Source organism: Uliginosibacterium sp. sgz301328, assembly GCF_041807905.1.
In the GTDB taxonomy this organism is placed as follows: Bacteria; Pseudomonadota; Gammaproteobacteria; order Burkholderiales; family Rhodocyclaceae; genus JBGVSA01.
The window spans coordinates 21426-41127 of sequence record NZ_JBGVSA010000030.1 but is presented as its reverse complement, the minus strand read 5'-3'; the positions used below and the strand labels follow the sequence as shown (position 1 = coordinate 41127).

16 protein-coding genes are annotated in these 19702 nt (G+C 62.8%); 10 read left to right on the top strand and 6 right to left on the bottom strand.

Going from position 1 to position 19702, the window contains the following annotated elements:
• Positions 1–1045: 1045 nt before the first annotated feature.
• A complete protein-coding gene (locus tag ACDA63_RS17720) occupies positions 1046–3298 on the bottom strand; it encodes an Orn/Lys/Arg decarboxylase N-terminal domain-containing protein (RefSeq protein WP_373664618.1) in 2253 nt (750 codons plus the stop codon).
• Positions 3299–3577: 279 nt separating this feature from the next.
• Between ACDA63_RS17720 and ACDA63_RS17715 the strand changes: the two genes are divergently transcribed.
• The 3 genes from ACDA63_RS17715 to ACDA63_RS17705 all read left to right on the top strand — a co-directional run bounded on the left by ACDA63_RS17715 (position 3578) and on the right by ACDA63_RS17705 (position 5680).
• Positions 3578–4444, top strand: a complete 867-nt coding sequence (locus ACDA63_RS17715; RefSeq protein WP_373664617.1) for a DUF4349 domain-containing protein — start codon at positions 3578–3580, stop codon at positions 4442–4444.
• 183 nt (positions 4445–4627) lie between these two features.
• Positions 4628–5107 (top strand): VOC family protein, encoded by a 480-nt coding sequence (locus ACDA63_RS17710; RefSeq protein ID WP_373664616.1) that lies wholly within the window; start codon positions 4628–4630, stop codon positions 5105–5107.
• 123 nt (positions 5108–5230) lie between these two features.
• Complete coding sequence (locus tag ACDA63_RS17705; RefSeq protein WP_373664615.1) at positions 5231–5680, top strand: acetyltransferase; 450 nt, start codon at positions 5231–5233, stop codon at positions 5678–5680.
• A 102-nt stretch (positions 5681–5782) separates the two neighbouring features.
• On the opposite strand, the gene ACDA63_RS17700 is transcribed toward ACDA63_RS17705, so the two are convergent.
• From ACDA63_RS17700 to apbC, 4 genes are all read right to left on the bottom strand, one after another.
• Entirely contained in the window at positions 5783–6973 is a 1191-nt protein-coding gene (locus ACDA63_RS17700; protein WP_373664614.1) for an efflux RND transporter periplasmic adaptor subunit, read from the bottom strand.
• The gene (locus tag ACDA63_RS17695) at positions 6970–8460 is read right to left on the bottom strand and encodes an efflux transporter outer membrane subunit (protein WP_373664613.1); all 1491 of its coding nucleotides are present in this window, start codon (positions 8458–8460) and stop codon (positions 6970–6972) included. The genes ACDA63_RS17700 and ACDA63_RS17695 overlap by 4 nt, the downstream gene beginning before the upstream one ends.
• A gap of 236 nt (positions 8461–8696) precedes the next feature.
• Entirely contained in the window at positions 8697–9263 is a 567-nt protein-coding gene (dcd, locus tag ACDA63_RS17690) for a dCTP deaminase (protein WP_373664612.1), read from the bottom strand.
• Positions 9264–9383: 120 nt separating this feature from the next.
• Entirely contained in the window at positions 9384–10469 is a 1086-nt protein-coding gene (gene apbC / locus ACDA63_RS17685) for an iron-sulfur cluster carrier protein ApbC (protein WP_373664611.1), read from the bottom strand.
• A gap of 175 nt (positions 10470–10644) precedes the next feature.
• On the opposite strand from apbC, the gene ACDA63_RS17680 reads away from it, so the two are divergent.
• The 7 genes from ACDA63_RS17680 (at position 10645) to ACDA63_RS17650 (ending at position 18373) form a co-directional block, all read left to right on the top strand.
• Entirely contained in the window at positions 10645–11289 is a 645-nt protein-coding gene (locus ACDA63_RS17680) for a phosphatidylserine decarboxylase (protein WP_373664610.1), read from the top strand.
• 30 nt (positions 11290–11319) lie between these two features.
• Entirely contained in the window at positions 11320–12090 is a 771-nt protein-coding gene (gene pssA, locus ACDA63_RS17675) for a CDP-diacylglycerol--serine O-phosphatidyltransferase (RefSeq protein WP_373664609.1), read from the top strand.
• 4 nt (positions 12091–12094) lie between these two features.
• Positions 12095–13642: a 2-isopropylmalate synthase gene (locus ACDA63_RS17670; protein WP_373664608.1), complete on the top strand. Its 1548-nt coding sequence runs from the start codon at positions 12095–12097 to the stop codon at positions 13640–13642.
• A gap of 388 nt (positions 13643–14030) precedes the next feature.
• Positions 14031–15239, top strand: a complete 1209-nt coding sequence (rhmD, locus tag ACDA63_RS17665; RefSeq protein WP_373664607.1) for an L-rhamnonate dehydratase — start codon at positions 14031–14033, stop codon at positions 15237–15239.
• 85 nt (positions 15240–15324) lie between these two features.
• Entirely contained in the window at positions 15325–16602 is a 1278-nt protein-coding gene (locus ACDA63_RS17660) for an MFS transporter (RefSeq protein WP_373664606.1), read from the top strand.
• 88 nt (positions 16603–16690) lie between these two features.
• On the top strand, positions 16691–17494 hold the full coding sequence (gene hpaI, locus ACDA63_RS17655) for a 4-hydroxy-2-oxoheptanedioate aldolase (RefSeq protein ID WP_373664605.1): 804 nt from the start codon (positions 16691–16693) through the stop codon (positions 17492–17494).
• A 108-nt stretch (positions 17495–17602) separates the two neighbouring features.
• Positions 17603–18373, top strand: coding sequence for an IclR family transcriptional regulator (locus ACDA63_RS17650; protein ID WP_373664604.1), 771 nt, complete (start codon positions 17603–17605; stop codon positions 18371–18373).
• On the opposite strand, the gene yegQ is transcribed toward ACDA63_RS17650, so the two are convergent.
• Entirely contained in the window at positions 18367–19662 is a 1296-nt protein-coding gene (gene yegQ, locus ACDA63_RS17645; RefSeq protein ID WP_373664603.1) for a tRNA 5-hydroxyuridine modification protein YegQ, read from the bottom strand. The two genes, ACDA63_RS17650 and yegQ, sit on opposite strands and share 7 nt — an antisense overlap.
• Positions 19663–19702: the final 40 nt, after the last annotated feature.

Genomic DNA, 19702 nt, shown 5'->3' with positions numbered 1-19702 from the left:
ATTCGGCACCTGCGCCATCACGGACGCGCAAGACAATACAAGGCCGCTACCGACCGCCCACGCGCGTGCGTGCTTTCCCCTACCCATCATCAGTGATCCTGCCCCGTTTGTTTTTGTGGGCTACACCGTCTTAGCGGCGCAACCTTGTGCGATGCAGGGTATTGGGCGCCTACGTGCCGATCAACATCACAGCCCTATGTGAACGTCAGTCATTTGATGCGTGTCATGGGCGTATGCGGCACTTGTTACAAAAGAGCCAACACCCTTGGTCTGCAGTGAGAAACGCCTTACACCCTTTGGTCTGTATTGTTTGTTGCGCGAATCAATAGCGCCGGCATCGCCGCCATGGTGTCTTGCGCCGTTTGTGTAGGAGTTTTCCTTTTGCATATGCCGATTGCGTCGAATCAATGGCGCGATGGTTCCCGCAGGAATGATCTGGTGTCCCTCCGCTTCACGTGGAGCTGGGGGAGGAGGGAATTCACTTGGGAGAGACGTGATGAACAGGATTCTCCGCGCCGGACTGAGCGTTAGGTGGTACGACGGCGTGGATATTCAAGTCGGAACGAGATTCGTGCTAGGCAAAGAGGGGGCTTAGTACGGAGTCCCATATGGCCTGTGAGGCGACGTCATTGGGCGAGGAGCCGCGTCTGCGGTATGTGCATCGTGGATGCGAGCGAACATGTCATGTGCATTTGTCGCTCTTCCGTGATCGGCACGCATGCGTCCGCAGCAGGACCACTATCTTTCGCCACGGGTGATGTCGTTGCATCGAATACGCTCGCCTCTGCGGGCGGGATGCCCGATTCACATTGGCGTATCTGGAAGGAAATACGGATGAAGGGTGTCATTCAACATGCAATATTGGCCGCAATGGTGTCGGCCTGTGCTTCTGTTGCGGTCTCCGACAGCGTTGTCGAATCGCGCACGGCATTTGCGAGCCCCCTCCGTCACATGCTCGGCGCTCAGTAAAGGTGCTTCGCTCGGCACCACAAAAACAAAACGCGGCCCATGGGCCGCGTTTTCGTGTGCCGATCGGCGCGAATATCTATCGCGTCTTATCGACGACGCAATCCACACCATACCGCACGCTACCGTCTTCCCGCACTTCCTTCACCAGACCGTGGATGTCGGTTTCGAAACCGGGGAAGCGTTCGTTGAAGGTGCGGGCGAACTTCAGGTAGTCGACGATCGTCTTGTTGAAGCACTCGCCCGGGATCAGCAGCGGAATGCCCGGCGGATAGGGCGTTACCAGCATGGCAGTAATGCGACCTTCGAGTTCGTCGATCGACACGCGTTCGATCTCGCGGTGCGCCATGCGGCTCCACGCGTCGGCCGGACGCATGGCCGGGACCATGTCCGACAGGTACATCTCGGTGGTCAGGCGGGCCACGTCGTGCTGCTTGTAGACGTCATGGATCTGCTGGCACAGCTCGCGCAGGCCGATGCGCTCGTAGCGCGGATACTTGGCCACGAACTCCGGCATGATGCGCCACAGCGGCTGGTTCTTGTCGTAGTCGTCCTTGAATTGCTGCAGTTCGGTCACCAGCGTGTTCCAGCGGCCCTTGGTGATGCCGATGGTGAACATGATGAAGAACGAATACAGGCCGGTCTTCTCGACCACGATGCCGTGCTCGGCCAGATACTTGGTGAGGATGCCGGCTGGAATGCCGCTGTCATCGAAGTCGCCGTCGACGTCCAGCCCCGGAGTGATGATGGTGGCCTTGATCGGGTCGAGCACGTTGAAGCCTTCGGCGAGGTTGCCGAAGCCGTGCCAGCGTTCGTTGGCCTTGAGCGTCCAGTGTTCGCGCGTGCCCATGCCGTCTTCGGCGAGGTAATCCGGGCCCCACACCTTGAACCACCAGTCGGTGCCCCATTCCTCGTCGACCTTGCGCATGGCGCGGCGGAATTCCATCGCTTCCTGGATCGACTCTTCGACCAGCGCGGTGCCTCCAGGCGATTCCATCATTGCGGCGGCCACGTCGCACGAGGCGATGATGGCGTACTGCGGGCTGGTGGAGGTGTGCATCAGATACGCCTCGTTGAAGGCGTGCATGTCGAGGTGGCGCGTCTCCGAGTCCTGCACGAGAATCTGCGAAGCCTGCGACAGACCGGCCAGCAACTTGTGCGTGGATTGCGTGGCGAACACCATCGAGTCCTTGCAGCGCGGGCGACCTTCGCCGATGGCGTGGTAGTCGCCGTAAAAGTCGTGGAAGGCGGCGTGCGGCAGCCAGGCTTCGTCGAAATGCAGCGTATCGATCTTGCCGTCGAGTTCTTCCTTGATCTCTTCGACGTTGTACACCACGCCGTCATATGTGCTCTGCGTGATGGTGAGCACGCGCGGCTTGGCGTTCTTGTCGGTGGCGAACGGGTTCTTGGCGATCTTCTTCTGGATGTTCTCCCACTTGAACTCGCTCTTCGGGATTGGCCCGATGATGCCGTAGTGGTTGCGCGTGGGCATCAGGAAGACGGGGATCGCGCCCGTCATGATGATCGCGTGCAGGATCGACTTGTGACAGTTGCGGTCGACCACCACGATGTCGCCCGGCGCTACCGTCGAGTGCCACACGATCTTGTTGGACGTGGAGGTGCCGTTGGTGACGAAGAACAGGTGGTCGGAGTGGAAGATGCGCGCGGCGTTGCGCTCGGATGCGGCCACCGGACCGGTGTGGTCGAGCAGTTGGCCGAGTTCGTCGACGGCGTTGCAGACGTCGGCGCGCAGCATGTTCTCGCCAAAGAACTGGTGGAACATGTGGCCGACCGGGCTCTTCAGGAAGGCTACGCCGCCCGAGTGTCCCGGGCAGTGCCACGAGTACGACCCGTCGGATGCGTAATGCGTCAGCGCGCGGAAGAACGGCGGCGGCAGCGAATCGAGATAGGCCTTGGCTTCGCGCACCACGTAGCGAGCGATGAACTCGGGCGTGTCTTCGAACATATGGATGAAGCCGTGCAGTTCGCGCAGCACATCGTTGGGGATGTGGCGCGAAGTGCGTGTTTCGCCATAGAGAAAGATGGGGATCTCGGCGTTGCGGAAGCGGATCTCTTCGACGAAGGCGCGCAGCTCGGCGATGGTCGAGTCGGCCTCGTCGGAGGAGAACTCTTCGTCATCGATCGACAGGATGAAGCACGAGGCGCGCGACTGCTGCTGAGCGAAGGAAGACAGATCACCGTAGCTGGTGACGCCCAGGACCTCCATGCCTTCGTCTTCGATCGCCTTGGCCAGCGCCCGAATGCCGAAGCCGCTGGCGTTTTCCGAGCGGAAGTCCTCGTCGATGATGAAAATGGGGAAGTGAAAACGCATGTCGGCTCGCCTCGAATCGCAAATGGCAAGACAAAAGAAAAACGCGGCCAACAGGGGCCGCCGCGGGAAGCGCGCATGATAGCGCACACACCGGGCCGTGCGCGTTTGATTTTTGTTGCATCCGGGCCGATCGTGTGCGGGCCGGCCCCGCATGCCGATTGACGGCGGCCGGGTTGTTGCCGCCGACTCCTCTCTATAGTCAGCCTGTCTTCGACTGCCATGCCCGCGCACCGGCCGCGCGAGTCGGAGACATTCGCAGTGAAACCCGGGAGATTCCACATGACATTCCTCTTTCGCCAGGGGCGTCGCTGCCTCGGCATTGTCCTTGCCCTGACGGCGCTCGCAGCATGCGGCCAACGACACGAAGCGCCAGCCATGGCGGCGCCGGCCCCATCGGAAGCGGTGTTGGCTGATGCCCGCACGGCCGCCCCGGCAGCCAGCGAAGCGCCGGCCCGGCGGTACATTGCGCTCAAGTACGCGCTGACCGTCGAGAATGATGCCGATACCCTCGAGCAGAGTTGGAAAGGCGTTTTCGCGCGCTGCCGCGAGTTGCAGTGCGACATCCTCGAAGGCTCTTTCGCCCGCAGCCGCGATGGTGGCTCGCCGCAAGGTGTGCTGCGCGTGCGCATCGCCCCCGACAAGCTTGACGAACTCCTTCACGCCGCCGAACAGAGCGGTTCGGTCGTGGCCTCGACCATGACCAGCGAGGACAAGACCGCCGAGGTCATCGACGTCGAAGCGCGCATCCGCAACATGACCGAACTTCGCGATCGCTTGCGCGCCATGCTGCAGAACCGCGCCGGCCCGCTCAAGGACGTGCTGGAGGTCGAGCGCCAACTGGCCGATACGCAATCGCAGATCGATTCGCTGGCCGGCGTGCGCAAAGCGCTGGCCGCCGAGACGGAGAAGACCGAAGTCACCCTGCGGTTCGTTGCGCGCGGCCGTTTCATCGATGCCGGCAAGGTGTCGCCGCTGCGCGAGGCGTGGGACAACATGGCGGAGGTGTTCCTGGGCAGCGTCGGCTCCTTGATCATCTTTGTCGCCGCTGTGGTGCCGTGGCTGGTGATCGTCGTTCCGGTGGTCTGGCTGCTGGCCCGTGCCTTGCGCCGTCGGCGGGAGCGCAGGGCGGCAAGAAAGGCGGAGTGAGCGGCGCAGGCCCGCTGCTCGGGAGTTGTCTGGTGGTGCTGCAAGACTGAGCCGGCGGGCACGCCGTCTACTATCGTTGACGTGGCATATGCGGCGCGACGGACCTGCTTCGGGGAACGTCGTTTGCTGGCGAACGGGCTGCATGGCGACCTGCATGTATCAGTCACCGATGGGGAGACGAATGTGATCAGCAAGAACACGATTTGCCTGTGGTATGACGGCACCGCGCTGGAGGCCGCCGAGTTCTACGCCAAGACCTTTCCGGATAGTGAGGTCAAAGCTGTCATCCGTGCGCCCGGCGACTATCCCGCGGGCAAGGAGGGCAATGTCCTGGTGGTTGAGTTCACCGTGATCGGCATCCCTTGCATCGGGCTCAATGGCGGGCCGGAGTTCAAGCACAGCGAGGCATTTTCGTTCCAGGTTTCGACGGAAGATCAGGCCGAAACCGATCGTTTGTGGAACGCCATCGTTGGTAACGGCGGTCAGGAAAGTGAGTGCGGATGGTGCAAGGACAAATGGGGGCTGTCGTGGCAGATCACCCCGCGAGTACTCATGGAGGCCATTGCCGACCCTGATCGCGCTGCGGCCAAGCGCGTGTTCGACGCGATGATGCCGATGCGGAAGATCGACATCGCAACCATCGAGGCCGCCCGGCGCGGCTGACGCCTCGCGCTTCAACGCTCTTCGGTCTGCATCTGGATCGTGGCGCCCCGGTGACGCGGGGCGCCCGACGATAGGGTGGCGTGCCGTGATATACACGGTGCTTTACCGTGCCCCCCACACTCCATGCAGATTCGCCCCGCTCAACGACAAGACCATTCATTGCTGCTGGATATCTGGCAGCGTTCCGTTCGCGCGTCACATGACTTTCTGTCCGAGCAAGATATTCAAACCTTGCTGCCCCTCGTGCGCGACATGGCGTTACCGAACCTCGAGTTGTGGGTGCTGTGCTCGGACACGGCCGCACCTGTCGGATTCATGGGGCTGGATGGCAACAAGCTCGAAGCCCTGTTCATTGCGCCGTCATATTTCGGGCAAGGCGGCGGCAAGTTGATGGTCGAGCACGCGCGGCGGCTCAAGGGGCCGCTGCGGGTGGACGTGAACGAACAGAATCCGGGTGCCGTCGCCTTCTATCTCGCGAACGGCTTCAAGGTGGCAGCACGTTCGCCAGTGGATTCCCAAGGCCAACCGTTTCCGCTGCTGCATTTGTGCGAGGCCGATCAGAGCGTGTCCTGAGTCGAGCGCGCACGACAAAAGAGCCTTGCCGAATCTGGCAGGGTTTTTCCACGCGGTATTGCGCTTTGACCTAAATGAACTTCGTCGCCTGGCGATGCAGGTTCAGGGACGGTTCGTGTTGGCGAATTCCTGGGTCTTGGCGTCGGTGGCTGCGGTGTCCCGCACGGCGATCCCCGCCTTGAGCGCATTCACATCGCGGGCTACGACACGGGCTCGTGGGTCAAGTTCGCTCGTGATCTCCACCTTGTCTGCCTGTGTGCGCCCCGTCTCGACCTTCACGGCCCGCAGCGTGTTGGCAGCGTCGACGATGAACACGCGCTCGCCGCCATCGCCGTGCTGAATGGCGGCGGCGGGAAGAACCAGCGCCTTGCGCTGCGTGACGAGTTTGCCGGTGACACGCAGCCCGGCCTTGAAGCGCGACTGCGCGGGCAGGTCGACGTAGGCGAGCCCTGCGCGGGTGCGCAGGTCGATCGTGGGCGAGAGCAGACGCACGCGACCCTTGACCTCGTCGCCCAGCGGGCTGCTGATGGTGACCTCCTGGCCCGGCTCCAATTTCAAGAGGATTTCTCCTGGCACTTCGGCCCGCCATTCGAGGCGACCCTGCCGGATCAGGCGGAACAGTTCCGTGCCCGCGCGTACGATGTCGCCCTCGCCGATACTGCTCGACGAGATGAGTCCGTCATCGGGTGCGAGCAGGCGGGCAGCGTCCAGCTTGAGCTGCTGAGCCTTGAGTCGCGCACGAGCGGCGGCGAGGCGCGCCGTGGCGGTCTGCCGCTGGGTTTCGTATTCGGCCAGTTCCTGCTGGCTGACGCCGCCGGAGGCCACCAGGCGCTTGGCGCGTCCGAGGGTGGCTTCGGCCTGGGTCTGCGCCGCCTCCGCTTCGACGAGCTGGGCGTTTACGGTTTCCAGTTCGGCTTCGACACTGGCCGTATCCAGCAAAGCCAGTACTTGTCCCTTGCGCACGAAATCTCCGACGCTGACCTGCATGCTGGTCAGGCGCAGGCCGCCGATCTCGGCGTTGATGTGGATTTCCTGCCACGGCATGACGTCGCCCTGCACTTCGATACGCTCCGGCCACATTTCGGTGCGCGGCTGGACCAGGCTCACGGCCAGCGGCTTTGGCGGTTCGGCTGCTGCGACGGGCGCGTTGTTGGCGGGAGCGGGCGCCTGGGCCAGCGTGGGCCCGGCTTGGGTGAAGCAGGTGGCGGTGGCCAGCAGCAGCGCGCTCACCAGTCGTAGCCGGCGAGGCGTGCTGCCCAGTACTTTGGGGGAAGAGAAAGCGGCGGATGTCATGAGGCGTGTGCGCTGGCGTGAGTCGCAGTCCCCGGCGCGGTCGGCGCCGGCTGTGCATGAATCGTTTCGGGCTCGTACTGGGCACCGCCGCCGGTTGCGCGGTTGAGTGTGATCCAGGCCTGGAGGCGCTCCTTTTGGACGCCGAGCAAAGTCTGTCGGGCGCTCAGCATGACGCGTCGCGCGTCTTCCAGTTCGAGCAGGTTGGTGGCGCCTTCCCGGTAGCGATGTTCCACCGAAACGAAATACTGTTGGTACTGGCTGGCGGCCTGCCTCGCGTTTTCGGCGCGCTCGTGCGCGGCGGCGTAGCGCGTGAGCGCGTTCTCCACGTCCTGGATGGCGCTGCGCGCCTTGGCCTTGTAGTCAGCCAGCGCCTCGTCGTAGCGCGCCTGGGCCGCCTTGACCGCGGCTTCGCGACGGCCCCCGTCGAAGATCGGCAGGCTCAGCGACGGGCCGAAGGACCACGTGCCCAGCGACAGGCCTCCGCCGCCGCTGCTGCCGGTGACCGAATAGCCAAGCGAACCGCTCAGCGACAGGCGCGGGTAACGATCCGCTTCCGCTAGTCCGATGTCCGCCGACGCCGCCGCCAGCGTGCGTTCGGCCGCGCGTACGTCGGGGCGCTGCATGACGGCTTGGGCCGGGATGTCGACATCGAAATGACGCGGCTCGGGCAGGCGATCCAGGCCGGTCGGCGAAATCGCGAGCAGGCGGGCGAGTTCCGGCCGCGCCATGCCGGTGAGCCGGGTGATGAGGTTTTCGAGTTGCTGGCATTGAGCGCGCGTGCTGGCCAGCCCGGTGCGCGCTTCTGCCACCGAGGCGGTGCTGCGGATCGCCTGGTAGGGGGCGGTGAAGCCCGCGGCCACACTCTCGGCGGTGAGCTTGCGGGTGGCTTCGCGCGAGTCGACGTCCTGCTCGCTCAGCGCCAGGTCGGACTGGCAGGCGCGGTAGCTGAGGTACGCGTCGGCCACGTCGGCGGCCAGGCTCACGCGGGCATCGGCCAGCGTCGCCAGGCGTGCTTCTTCGCGGGCCGCGGCGCCTTCCTTGCCGCGAGCGACGGCGCCGAACAGATCCACTTCCCAGGATGAGTCGAGCGAAAACCAGCCGCTGTTGGTCGGGCCGGATGTCTTGCTGGCGTCAGCACGCGTTCCGCTTGCATTGGCGTCCGAGCTCGGGCCGGCTGCGGCGTTGGCTTGCGTGTGATAGGCACGTGATTCATTGAGGCGTGCGATGGCCGCTTCGAGTGTCGGGCTGTACTGGAAGGCCGTGTCGACGAGCTGATCGAGCGCCGGGTCGGAGAGTTCGCTCCACCAGGCGGCCGGCGCTGGCTGGGTCTTGTCGCTGCCGACCACCGGCGAGGTCCAGTCGGCGGGCACGTCTTTGCCGGAGAACTGCGGCGTGCGGTAGTTCGGGCCAACGGTCGTGCATCCGACCAGCAGGAAGACAATACAGAGCGCGCTGCGGCGGGCCGCCGGCGCGGTACGGCTGAACATTCTTGATCCTCATTTCCTGCAGGGATGGGGGCTGTGCGCGGGGCATGCCGACTGCCCTGGGCTTAGGGGCCCGATATCGCTCAGAGGTTCCTTCCCCTCGGACGGCAGGCTGAAAGATGCGTCTCCGCCCGGGGTGTGTCAAGCCCGATAGCCAGACGGCCGGCGGCCGCGAAAAACAAAGCCCCGCCGGGTATGACCCGACGGGGCTCGATACTTCATCCACTACGGCTTGGAGCTTAGATTTTCGGGAGGGTGACGCCCGTCTGGCCTTGGTACTTGCCGCCACGGTCGCGGTACGAAGTCTCGCAGACCTCGTCCGATTCGAAGAACAGCATCTGTGCCACGCCTTCGTTGGCGTAGATCTTGGCAGGCAGCGGCGTGGTGTTGGAGAACTCCAGCGTGACGTGGCCTTCCCACTCGGGTTCGAGCGGGGTGACGTTCACGATGATGCCGCAGCGGGCGTAGGTGCTTTTGCCCAGGCAAACCGTCAGCACCGAGCGCGGGATGCGGAAGTATTCGACGGTGCGAGCCAGCGCGAACGAGTTCGGCGGGATGATGCATACGTCATTGGTGATATTGACGAACGTGCCTTCGTCGAAGGCCTTGGGGTCGACGATGGTCGAGTTGATGTTCGTGAATACCTTGAATTCGTTGGCGCAGCGTACGTCGTAGCCGTAGCTCGAGGTGCCGTACGACACGATGCGATGGCCGTCGACGCTGCGCACCAGTTCCGGCGCGAAGGGCTCGATCATGCCCTGCTGTTCCGCCATGCGGCGGATCCACTTGTCTGATTTGATGCTCACGTCTGCGTGACCTTGAAAGCGAAATCGCGCGATTTTAGCGCGAAACCCGCCGCAGCCTTGATTTTCTGAGCTTGATGGCACGCAAACGGCCGATCGGCGGCCGTCTGTGCGGCGAGTCCGTCAGGTGTTCTGCACCACGATGTTGGGGAACTTGCCCCGCATGTCGCGCTGCTTCTCGGCGATGGTGATGGCGACCTTGCGGGCGATGGCGCGATAGGCATCCGCCAGCGTGCTTTCGGGGTCTGCGATCACCGTCGGCTTGCCGGCGTCGGTCTGTTCGCGGATGCGAATGTCCAGCGGTAGACCGCCCAGGTACGGCACGCCATAGTCGGCGCACATCTTCTCACCGCCGCCACTGCCGAAGATGTGTTCGGCGTGACCGCAGTTGGAGCACACATGGATGCTCATGTTCTCGACGATGCCGAGGATCGGAATGCCGACCTTTTCGAACATCTTCAGTCCCTTGCGCGCATCGAGCAGGGCGATGTCCTGCGGCGTGGTGACGATCACGGCGCCCGTCACCGGTACGGTCTGCGCCAGCGTGAGCTGGATGTCGCCCGTGCCCGGCGGCATGTCGATGACGAGATAGTCGAGGTCGTCCCATCGCGTCTCGGTGAGCAACTGGCGCAGCGCCTGCGTGGCCATCGGGCCGCGCCATACCATGGGCTGCTCGACATCGACCAGGAAGCCGATGGAGTTGGCCTGCAGACCGTATGCGGCCATCGGGTTCATGGTCTTGCCGTCGTCGGTGGTGGGTTGCTGCCCGGCGAGCCCCAGCATCTGGGGCTGCGAGGGGCCGTAGATGTCGGCATCGAGAATGCCGACGCGAGCGCCTTCGTCGGCCAGTGCCAGCGCCAGATTGGCCGCCGTGGTGCTCTTGCCCACGCCGCCCTTGCCGCTGGAAACCGCAATGATGTTGCGCACGCCCGGCAGCAGTTTCACATTGCCTTGCACCGCGTGCGGGACGACGCGCGAATTCACGCTCACCCTGACCGGCTGTTCGCCGGCCAGTGCCCTGGCCGCCTGTTCGATCTGCGCGGCGATGGCCTGATGCTGGCTGCGAGCGGGATAGCCCAGTTCGACGACGATCTCCAGCGCACCGTCGGCCGCCGTCGCGGACTTGATGGCGCGCGCTGCGGCATAAGACTTGCCGGTGTTGGGATCGAGTAGCTGGCCGAGGCTGGCGGAAATCTGGTCGGGGGTCATAGGGCGAGGGCGATCCAATACAACGGGCGGGGGCACGAATTCTAGGCTCAAGGCGCCGGGCGGGGAAGCCCGATCGCCTGAGCCGCCGGGCTGCGCCTGCCGGCTCGGACCTATGGCCAGTCGGGCATCTGGTAAGATGCTGCGTTCTTTACGGCCCCAATAACGACATATTCCGATGCCGAGTTATCCGCACCCCATCCTTGCCCGCGAGGGCTGGCCTTTCATTGCCATCGCGCTGGTCCTGGCGCTGGCTGTCACGTGGTTTGCCAACGCGTGGATTTCGATTCCGTTCTGGATTCTGTTCGTTTTCGTCGTGCAATTCTTCCGTGATCCTGCGCGCCCCATTCCGGGCGATTCGCACACGGTCAATTCGCCCGCCGACGGCCGCATCGTCGCCATCGAGCCGGTGCACGACACGTATCTCGACCGCGAAGCGCTGAAGATCAGCGTGTTCATGAACGTATTCAACGTTCACTCCAATCGCAGCCCCGTCGACGGCGAAGTTCGCCGCAAGTGGTACAACCCGGGTGCTTTCGTCAACGCGGCGCTGTCCAAGGCGTCCACCGAAAATGAGCGCAATGCGCTGTGGATCCGCACGGTTGGCGGTCACGACGTGACCTGCGTGCAGGTCGCCGGCCTGGTGGCGCGGCGCATCCTCTGCTACGTGGATGCCGGGGCGAGCCTGGTGCGTGGCCAGCGCTACGGTTTCATTCGCTTTGGTTCGCGCGTCGATGTATACCTGCCGCGAGATTCGCGCGTGCTGGTCACCATCGGCGAGAAGGTTTCCGCCTCTGCAACGCGCCTGGCGGAGCTGCCCTGATTCAGATTGACTCGTCCGAGGACTAAGAGCGTGGCTACATCAAGATCGATCGTCGGAGCGGAACGCCGCCGGCGCGGCATTTACATCCTGCCCAACCTGTTCACCACCGCGGCGCTGTTCGCCGGCTTCTACGCCATCGTGCAGGCCATGAACGGGATGTACGAACAGGCCTGCGTGGCGATCTTCGTGGCCATGATCCTCGACAGTCTCGACGGACGCGTGGCACGGATGACCAACACGCAAAGCGCGTTCGGCGCCGAATATGATTCGCTGGCCGACATGGTGTCGTTCGGCGCGGCCCCGTCGCTGGTGATCTACGAGTGGGCCATGCGCGACATGGGCAAGCTCGGCTGGATCGCCGCCTTCGTCTATTGCGTGTGCGCGGCGTTGCGCCTGGCTCGCTTCAATACGAACATCGCCATCATCGACAAGCGCTTCTTCCAGGGGCTGCCCAGCCCGGCCGCGGCGGCGCTGGTCACCGGTTTCGTGTGGCTGATGATCGACACCCAGGTCGACCCGGACGCAGTGCGCTTCCTGGCCTGTGGCGTGACCATCTTCGCCGGCATCTCGATGGTCACCAACGTCTTCTTCTATAGTGGAAAGCAGATCAACCTGCGCCGCACGGTGCCGTTTGCCGTGGCGATCCTGTTCGTCCTGATCCTGATCGCCGTGTCGAGCTACCCGCCCGGTGTGCTGTTCGGCGTGTTCGTGTGCTATGCATTGTCCGGCTATGTGATGACGGCCATCCGCTGGTTCCGCCGTCGTGGCACGCGCACCGGCCGTTATTCGGAAAAGCAGTGAAATCATGAGTAAAGAACACCTCGTCATTTTCGACACCACCCTGCGCGACGGCGAGCAAAGCCCTGGCGCTTCCATGACGCGCGAAGAAAAGCTGCGCATCGCGCGCCAGCTCGAACGCATGCGCGTCGACGTCATCGAGGCCGGGTTCGCGGCAGCGTCCAATGGCGACTTCGATTCGATCCGCTCGATCGCCGAGGCCATCCGCGAGTCGACCGTGTGCTCGCTGGCCCGCGCCAACGAAAACGATATCCGCCGTGCCGGCGAAGCGATCCGCCCGGCAGCGCAAGGGCGAATCCACACCTTCATCGCCACCAGCCCGATCCACATGGAGAAGAAGCTGCGCATGACGCCCGATCAGGTCGTCGAGCAGGCCGTAAAGGCCATTGGCTGGGCGCGCGAGTACACGGATGATGTGGAGTTCTCCGCCGAAGACGCCGGGCGCTCGGAAGTCGACTTCCTGTGCCGCATCTTCGAGCAGGTCATCAAGGCTGGTGCCAAGACCATCAACGTGCCCGACACCGTAGGCTACAACCTGCCGGAGCAATTCGGCTCGCTGATTCGCACGCTCATCGAGCGCGTGCCCGGCGCCGACAAAGTGGTGTGGTCAGTGCATTGCCACAACGATCTTGGGCTGGCCGTGGCGAACTCGCTGGCCGCCGTGCGCATGGGTGCGCGCCAGGTGGAATGCACCATCAACGGTCTGGGCGAGCGCGCCGGCAATGCGTCACTGGAAGAAGTCGTGATGGCGGTGCGCACGCGCGCTGACATCTTCCCGGTCGAAACCCACATCGACGCGACGCAGATCGTGCCGGCTTCGCGTCTGGTGTCGCAGGTCACCGGTTACCCGGTGCAGCCGAACAAGGCCATCGTCGGCGCCAACGCCTTTGCCCATGAATCCGGCATCCACCAGGACGGCGTGCTCAAGCATCGCGAAACGTACGAGATCATGCGTGCCGAAGATGTGGGTTGGGGCGCCAACAAACTGGTGTTGGGCAAGCTTTCCGGCCGCAACGCGTTCCGCGCCCGCCTGCAGGAACTGGGCATCGAGGTGGCGTCCGAAGAGCAACTCAATCATGCCTTTGCGCGCTTCAAGGAACTGGCCGACAAGAAGCACGAGATCTTTGACGAAGACTTGCACGCGCTGATGTCGGACGAAGCCGTGACGCCGGCCGATGAGTATTACAAGCTGCTCGCATCGCGCGTGCATTCCGAAACCGGCGAAGTCCCGCTGGCTGCGCTAACGCTGTCGGTCGGGGGCGCTGAGGTAAAGGTCGAATCCTCTGGCTCCGGCCCGGTCGACGCCGCATTCAAGGCCATCGAACAAGTAGCCAAGAGCGGTTCCGAACTCCTGTTGTACTCGGTCAATGCCATCACCACGGGGACCGATGCACAGGGCGAAGTCACCGTGCGCCTGTCGCATGGCGAGCGCGTGGTCAACGGTCAGGGTGCGGATACCGACATCATCATCGCGTCGGCCAAGGCGTACATCAACGCGCTAAACCGCCTGCATTCCAATGCAGTGCGTCTCGATCCGCAGGGCGAGACGGTCTAATTTCACGTCAGTTATTCCCTCTGCCGTAACGTGCAGAAACGGCCCCGTGCGATATCGCACGGGGCCGTTTTTCTTTGTGCTCTCGCTGTCCGGGCATTTGTTCGCTTGGTTCATTCGGCTGAACGCGCGACGTCGTTACGCTGTCCGGCATGACTCGGAGCGATGCGACGCAGTTGCTCCAGTAATGCCAATGACATCAATGTAACCCTGCTCGAAGCCCCGCCCAGCGCGGGTTTCGAAAACTTGTGGCGATTTCATCGCGATCTCCGTTGCCGCGTCACAACACGCGTGTTAGCGTGAAATTACGGTCATGAACAAAAGTTCAACTAAATGAACTAATGAGCCGAGGCTGGAGGGTATTTATATGTCATCAAAAGAGGAGACAAAAATGGGTTTGCCAAGAATCAAGCATGTGCGCGCGTATTACATGGGCGGAGCGACCGCGCAGAACAAGGCTGCAGGAGGGGGCGACTACCACGATCAGAAGGGCGGTCACTGGATCGACGACCATATCGCGACGCCGATGAGCAAGTACAAAGCGTATGAACAATCACGTCAATCGTTTGGCATCAACGTGCTGGGTACGTTGATTGTCGAGATCGAGGCTGACAATGGCGTGACCGGATTCGCTATTTCGACGGGCGGCGAGATGGGCTGCTTCATCGTGGAAAAGCACTTGAATCGCTTCATCGAAGGCAAGTGCGTCTCTGACATCAAACTGATCCAAGACCAGATGCTCAACGCCACCATGTATTACTCCGGCTCGGGCGGGGTGGTGATGAATACCATCTCGTGCGTCGATCTGGCGCTGTGGGATCTGTTCGGGAAAGTCGTTGGATTACCCGTGTATCAGTTGCTCGGTGGCGCCGTGCGCGATGAACTGCGCTTCTACGCAACGGGCGCGCGCCCGGATCTGGCGCAGAAGATGGGCTTCATAGGCGGCAAGATGCCAACACATTGGGGCCCCCACGACGGCGACGAGGGGATTCGAAAGGACGCCGCGATGGTAGCCGAGTACCGCGAAAAGTGCGGCCCGGATTTCTGGCTGATGCTCGATTGCTGGATGAGCCAGGACGTCAATTACGCCACCAAGCTGGCGCACGCTTGCGCCCCGTACAACCTCAAATGGATCGAAGAATGCCTGCCGCCGCAGCAGTTTGAAGGCTACGCCCAACTCAAGCGCAATGCGCCGCCGGGGATGCTCGTCTCCACCGGCGAACATCACGGCACGCTGCAGTCGTTCCGCACGCTGGCCGATACCGGTGTCGACATCATGCAACCCGATGTCGGCTGGTGCGGTGGATTGACCACGCTGGTGGAGATCGCCGCCATCGCCAAGTCGCGCGGGCACCTGGTGGTACCGCATGGGTCATCCGTCTACTCGCATCACGCTGTCATCACTTTTACCAACACGCCATTCAGTGAGTTCCTCATGACGAGCCCGGATTGCTCGACGATGCGTCCGCAATTCGACCCTGTCCTTCTCGATGAACCCGTTCCCGTAAACGGCCGCATCCATAAGTCGGTGCTCGACAAGCCAGGCTTTGGCGTAGAGCTGAACCCCGCGTGCGAGAAGTTCCGGCCTTACACGCACTGATTCGTATCGTCGGGCGGGCATACGCACGGCGTCGGCCCGCCCTAGAGGCTTTCATTCGAATCCTGGACGACAGGAGGGAGTTGTCATGTCTACTATTCTCGATCAGGCCGTCACCAAGACACGCTGGCGACTGATCCCGTTCATGCTGGCGCTGTACATTCTCGCTTTCCTGGACCGGGCCAATATCGGCTTCGCCAAACAGGCCTATCAGATTGACACCGGCTTGAGCAACGAGGCCTACGCGCTCGGCGCGGGTATTTTTTTCGTGGCCTACGCCTGTCTGGGTGTGCCGGCCAATCTGCTGATGAAGAAGTTCGGCGCACGCATGTGGATCGGCCTTACGACCCTGCTATGGGGCTTTCTGTCGGCAGCCATGGCGTACGCCGACACGGAATGGAAATTCCTCGCGGTCCGTACCCTGTTGGGAGCCGCCGAGGCGGGTTTCTTTCCCGGCATGATCTATCTAGCATCGCAGTGGTTTCCGCAGAACGTGCGTGCCAGCGTCATGGGGCTGTTCTACATGGGGGCACCCCTGGCGCTGACGCTGGGCTCGCCCTTGTCCGGCATCCTGCTCGAAATGCATGGATTTGGGGGACATCCCGGCTGGTACTGGATGTTTGCCATCGAGGGATTGCTGGCAGTGGTCGCGGGTGTATGGACGTTCTTCTATCTCGACGACGCGCCGGCCGAGGCGCGCTTCTTGTCGATAGACGAAAAGCGCGCGCTTATCACGCAGCTCAACAGCGAAGAGACCGTCGGCAAGGCTGCGTCGCGCATCACCGATGCCATCGGCAACGCCCGCGTGTGGCACCTGGCGATCATCTACATGATCATTCAGATCAGCGTGTATGGCCTGATCTTCTTCTTGCCCACACAGGTGGCCGCCCTGATTGGCAAGAACGTGGGCTTCACAGCGTCGCTGGTGACGGCGATCCCCTGGGTGTTTGCCTTGCTTGGCACGTACTACATCCCGCGCTATTCGGACCGCACGGGCGAGCGCCGCAATATCGCCGCGCTGACCTTGCTGATCGCGGGGCTGGGTATCGGCGTATCCGCCCTCGCGAGTCCGCTGATCGCCATTGTCGCGCTGTGTTTTGCAGCAGCGGGCTTCATTGCGGTCCAGCCGGTATTCTGGACCATGCCCACGGGCATGCTGACCGGCTCGGCACTCGCGGCCGGCATTGGGTTCGTCAACATGTTCGGCGCGGTAGGCGGTTTCCTGGCGCCACAAATACGCGTCAAAGCCGAGACCGCATTCCAGAGCCCGACGGCAGGATTGCTGGCACTGGCCGGCATCACCGTTCTTGGCGCGCTGGCGATCATGGCGCTAAAGAAACCCAATCCCAAGAGCGTCGCTGGATGAGCGACCAGAGCCATACGTGCTGACATCAGCACGCCTGGCCAACCGTCGTGCGGCGGTTGGCCGTCTTTACTTTCACTGGATATAGATCATGACATGCATTCCTCATAATCCATTCAAAGCAGCCATCCAATCCGGACAAACACAGCTAGGGCTGTGGGTGACGTGCGCCAACGCCTATGTAGCCGAGATTTCCGCGGGCGCGGGGTACGACTGGTTGTTGATGGATGCGGAACACGGTCCCAACGACATCCCGTCTTTGCTGCTGCAGTTGCAGGCGGTGGCGCCCTACCCGGGCCATCCGATCGTGCGGCCGGCCAATGCCGATCCGGCCCTGATCAAGCAGGTGCTCGATATCGGCGCGCAGACCTTGCTGATCCCCATGGTCGACACCGCTGAAGATGCCCGCAACGTCGTGTCAGCGATGCGTTATGCGCCGCGCGGCATACGCGGTGTCGGCGCCACCATCGCCCGCGCGTCGCGATGGGGAAGGGTGCGCGATTACTTGCAGCGCACGGAAGAAGAACTGTGCCTGCTGGTGCAGGTAGAAACGCGCCGAGGGCTGGAGAACCTGGACGATATCGTGTGTGTCGAGGGTGTCGATGGTGTCTTCATCGGCCCTGCAGATCTTTCGGCGTCATTGGGGCATCTCGGCGACGCAGGGCATCCAGACGTACAGGGAGCCATTGAAGATGCCATCAGGCGTATCCGGGCGGCCGGCAAGGCGGCGGGATTTCTCGCGCCAGACCCCGATATGGCAAAGAAAGCGTTGTCTTGGGGCGCGAATTTCGTGGCGGTGGCGGTCGACACCATGCTGTACACGCGAGCGCTGGCGGACGCGCTTGAGCCCTTTCGCGGCGTTACGGGCGACAGCAAGGGACCTCTTTCGTATTGATTCTATGCGCGTGGCCGCCAGTGTCGGCGCCCGTTAGAATGGCGCGAAGTCTGGCGGCGCGCCCGCTCGCCGCCGGGGTGTCGACACGTTTCCGCACAGGTGGAGAGAGTGGAAAAACGCAAGGGCAGCGCGGTACCGGCGTTGGACAAGGTAATCGGTATCTGCGAATTTCTGAGCGACGCCGGCAACGCCACCTTCAGCCAGATTCAGCAGGCCCTGGGCCTGCCCAAGAGCAGCACACACGGCTTGCTCGGAGCGATGCTGCACCACGGTCTCCTCCGGCAGGACAAGGACAACAAATACAGCCTCGGGCTCCGTTTCTATGAATTCGGCAACAGGGCCATCGCCCAGTTCGACATTAGAAAGGAGGCGATGCCCTTTCTGTATGCCCTGAGCCAAGAGACGCAGCTGACGTGTCACCTGGGGGTGCTGCAAGGCGTGGAGGCGATCTATCTTGCCAAGCTGGAAAGCTCTCAGCCCATTTCGATCAAGAGTTGGGAGGGCAAGCGCCTGTCGCTACATAGCTCCTCCGTCGGCAAAGCGCTGATCGCGTGGTGCTCTGGGGACGAAATCGATGCGCTGTTTCCGAACGAGGCTTTGCCGGTTTACACGGATACCACCTTGCCGACGCGCACTGCACTCAAGGCGCAACTGGAAGTCATTCGTCAGCGTGGCTGGGCGATGGACGATGGCGAAGACATTCCGACCCTGCGTTGTATCGCAGCACCCGTCCACGATGCGCACGGCAAAGTCATAGCCGCGATTAGCGCGGTTGGCGCAGCATTCCAGATCCCCGATCAACGCATCGAAGAACTGGCGATCCTTGTACGTGCGGCTGCGATTAACTTGTCGACGGTCATGGGATTCAACGCCTACTGACTGTCGCCGTAGCGCGCGAGCAGTGTCATCGGCGCTGTTGGACCCAACGCAACGCGCACCGTGTGGCCGCTGCCGGGCGCCACCTCGCATCGTGCGCCCTCCATGTTCTCGACATGTTCGATGACGACGTCACGCGTCGCATTCGGTGAGACGACCTCCACACGGTCGCCGACAGCAAAGCGGTTCTTCACCTCCAGCGTCGTCAGTCCGCTCGCTTCGTCATACGCCAGCCATTCGCCGACGAATTGTTGTCGCGCGTTGCCAGAGGCGCCGCTGGCGTAGTTCTGGTAGTCCTCTGCGCGGTGGCGTTGCAGGAATCCATCGGTATAGCCGCGGTTGGCGAGGCCATCGAGACGGCCGACCAGGCCTGTGTCGAACGGCTTGCCGGCGATCGCATCGTCGATGGCGCGTGCATAGAGCTGGGCGGTACGGGCGACGTAATAGTGCGACTTGGTGCGGCCTTCGATCTTCAGACAATCGACGCCGATGGCGACCAGTCGCTGTACGTGCTCGATCGCGCGCAGGTCGCGCGAATTCATCAGATACGTGCCGTGTTCGTCTTCGGACAACTCCATCCATTCGCCGCCGCGGCGCTCTTCTTCTTCCAGCAGATACACACGATCCGCTGCCGCGTGGCGCGGCACGTGTTCGCCTTCCGGTGTGAGCCTGGACTCGGTCATGCGATAGCTCCAGCGGCAGGCGTTGGTACAGGTGCCCTGGTTAGAGTCGCGGTGGTTGAAGTAGCCGGAGAGCAAGCAGCGGCCGGAATAGGCGATGCACAGCGCGCCGTGCACGAAGACTTCGAGTTCGGTGTCGGGGCAGCGTTGGCGGATCTCTGCGATTTCGTCGAGCGAGAGTTCGCGCGACAGGATCACGCGCGATACGCCGATCGAATTCCAGAAGCGGACGCTGGCGTAGTTGACCGTGTTGGCCTGCACCGAAAGGTGGACGGGCATGTCAGGCCACGTCTCGCGGACCATCATGATCAGACCTGGGTCAGCCATGATGAGCGCGTCCGGCCCGAGTTCGACGGCCGCATGCAAGTCGTTGATGAAGGTGTCGACCTTGCGGTTGTGCGCCATCAGATTGACGGTCAGGTAGAAGCGCTTGCCAGCGGCGCGGCAGGCCTCGATCCCTTCGCGCAGGAAGCCGGTGTTGCGGAATTCATTGTTGCGCGCGCGCAGGCTATAGCGTGGCAGGCCCGCATACACCGCGTCGGCGCCGTAGGCGAGGGCGTAGTTCAGGGCGCGCAGCGAGCCGGCGGGGCTGAGGAGTTGGGGGCGCTTCATGGCAACGAGATGCAGGACAAAGCCTGCGAGCTTGCCAGTG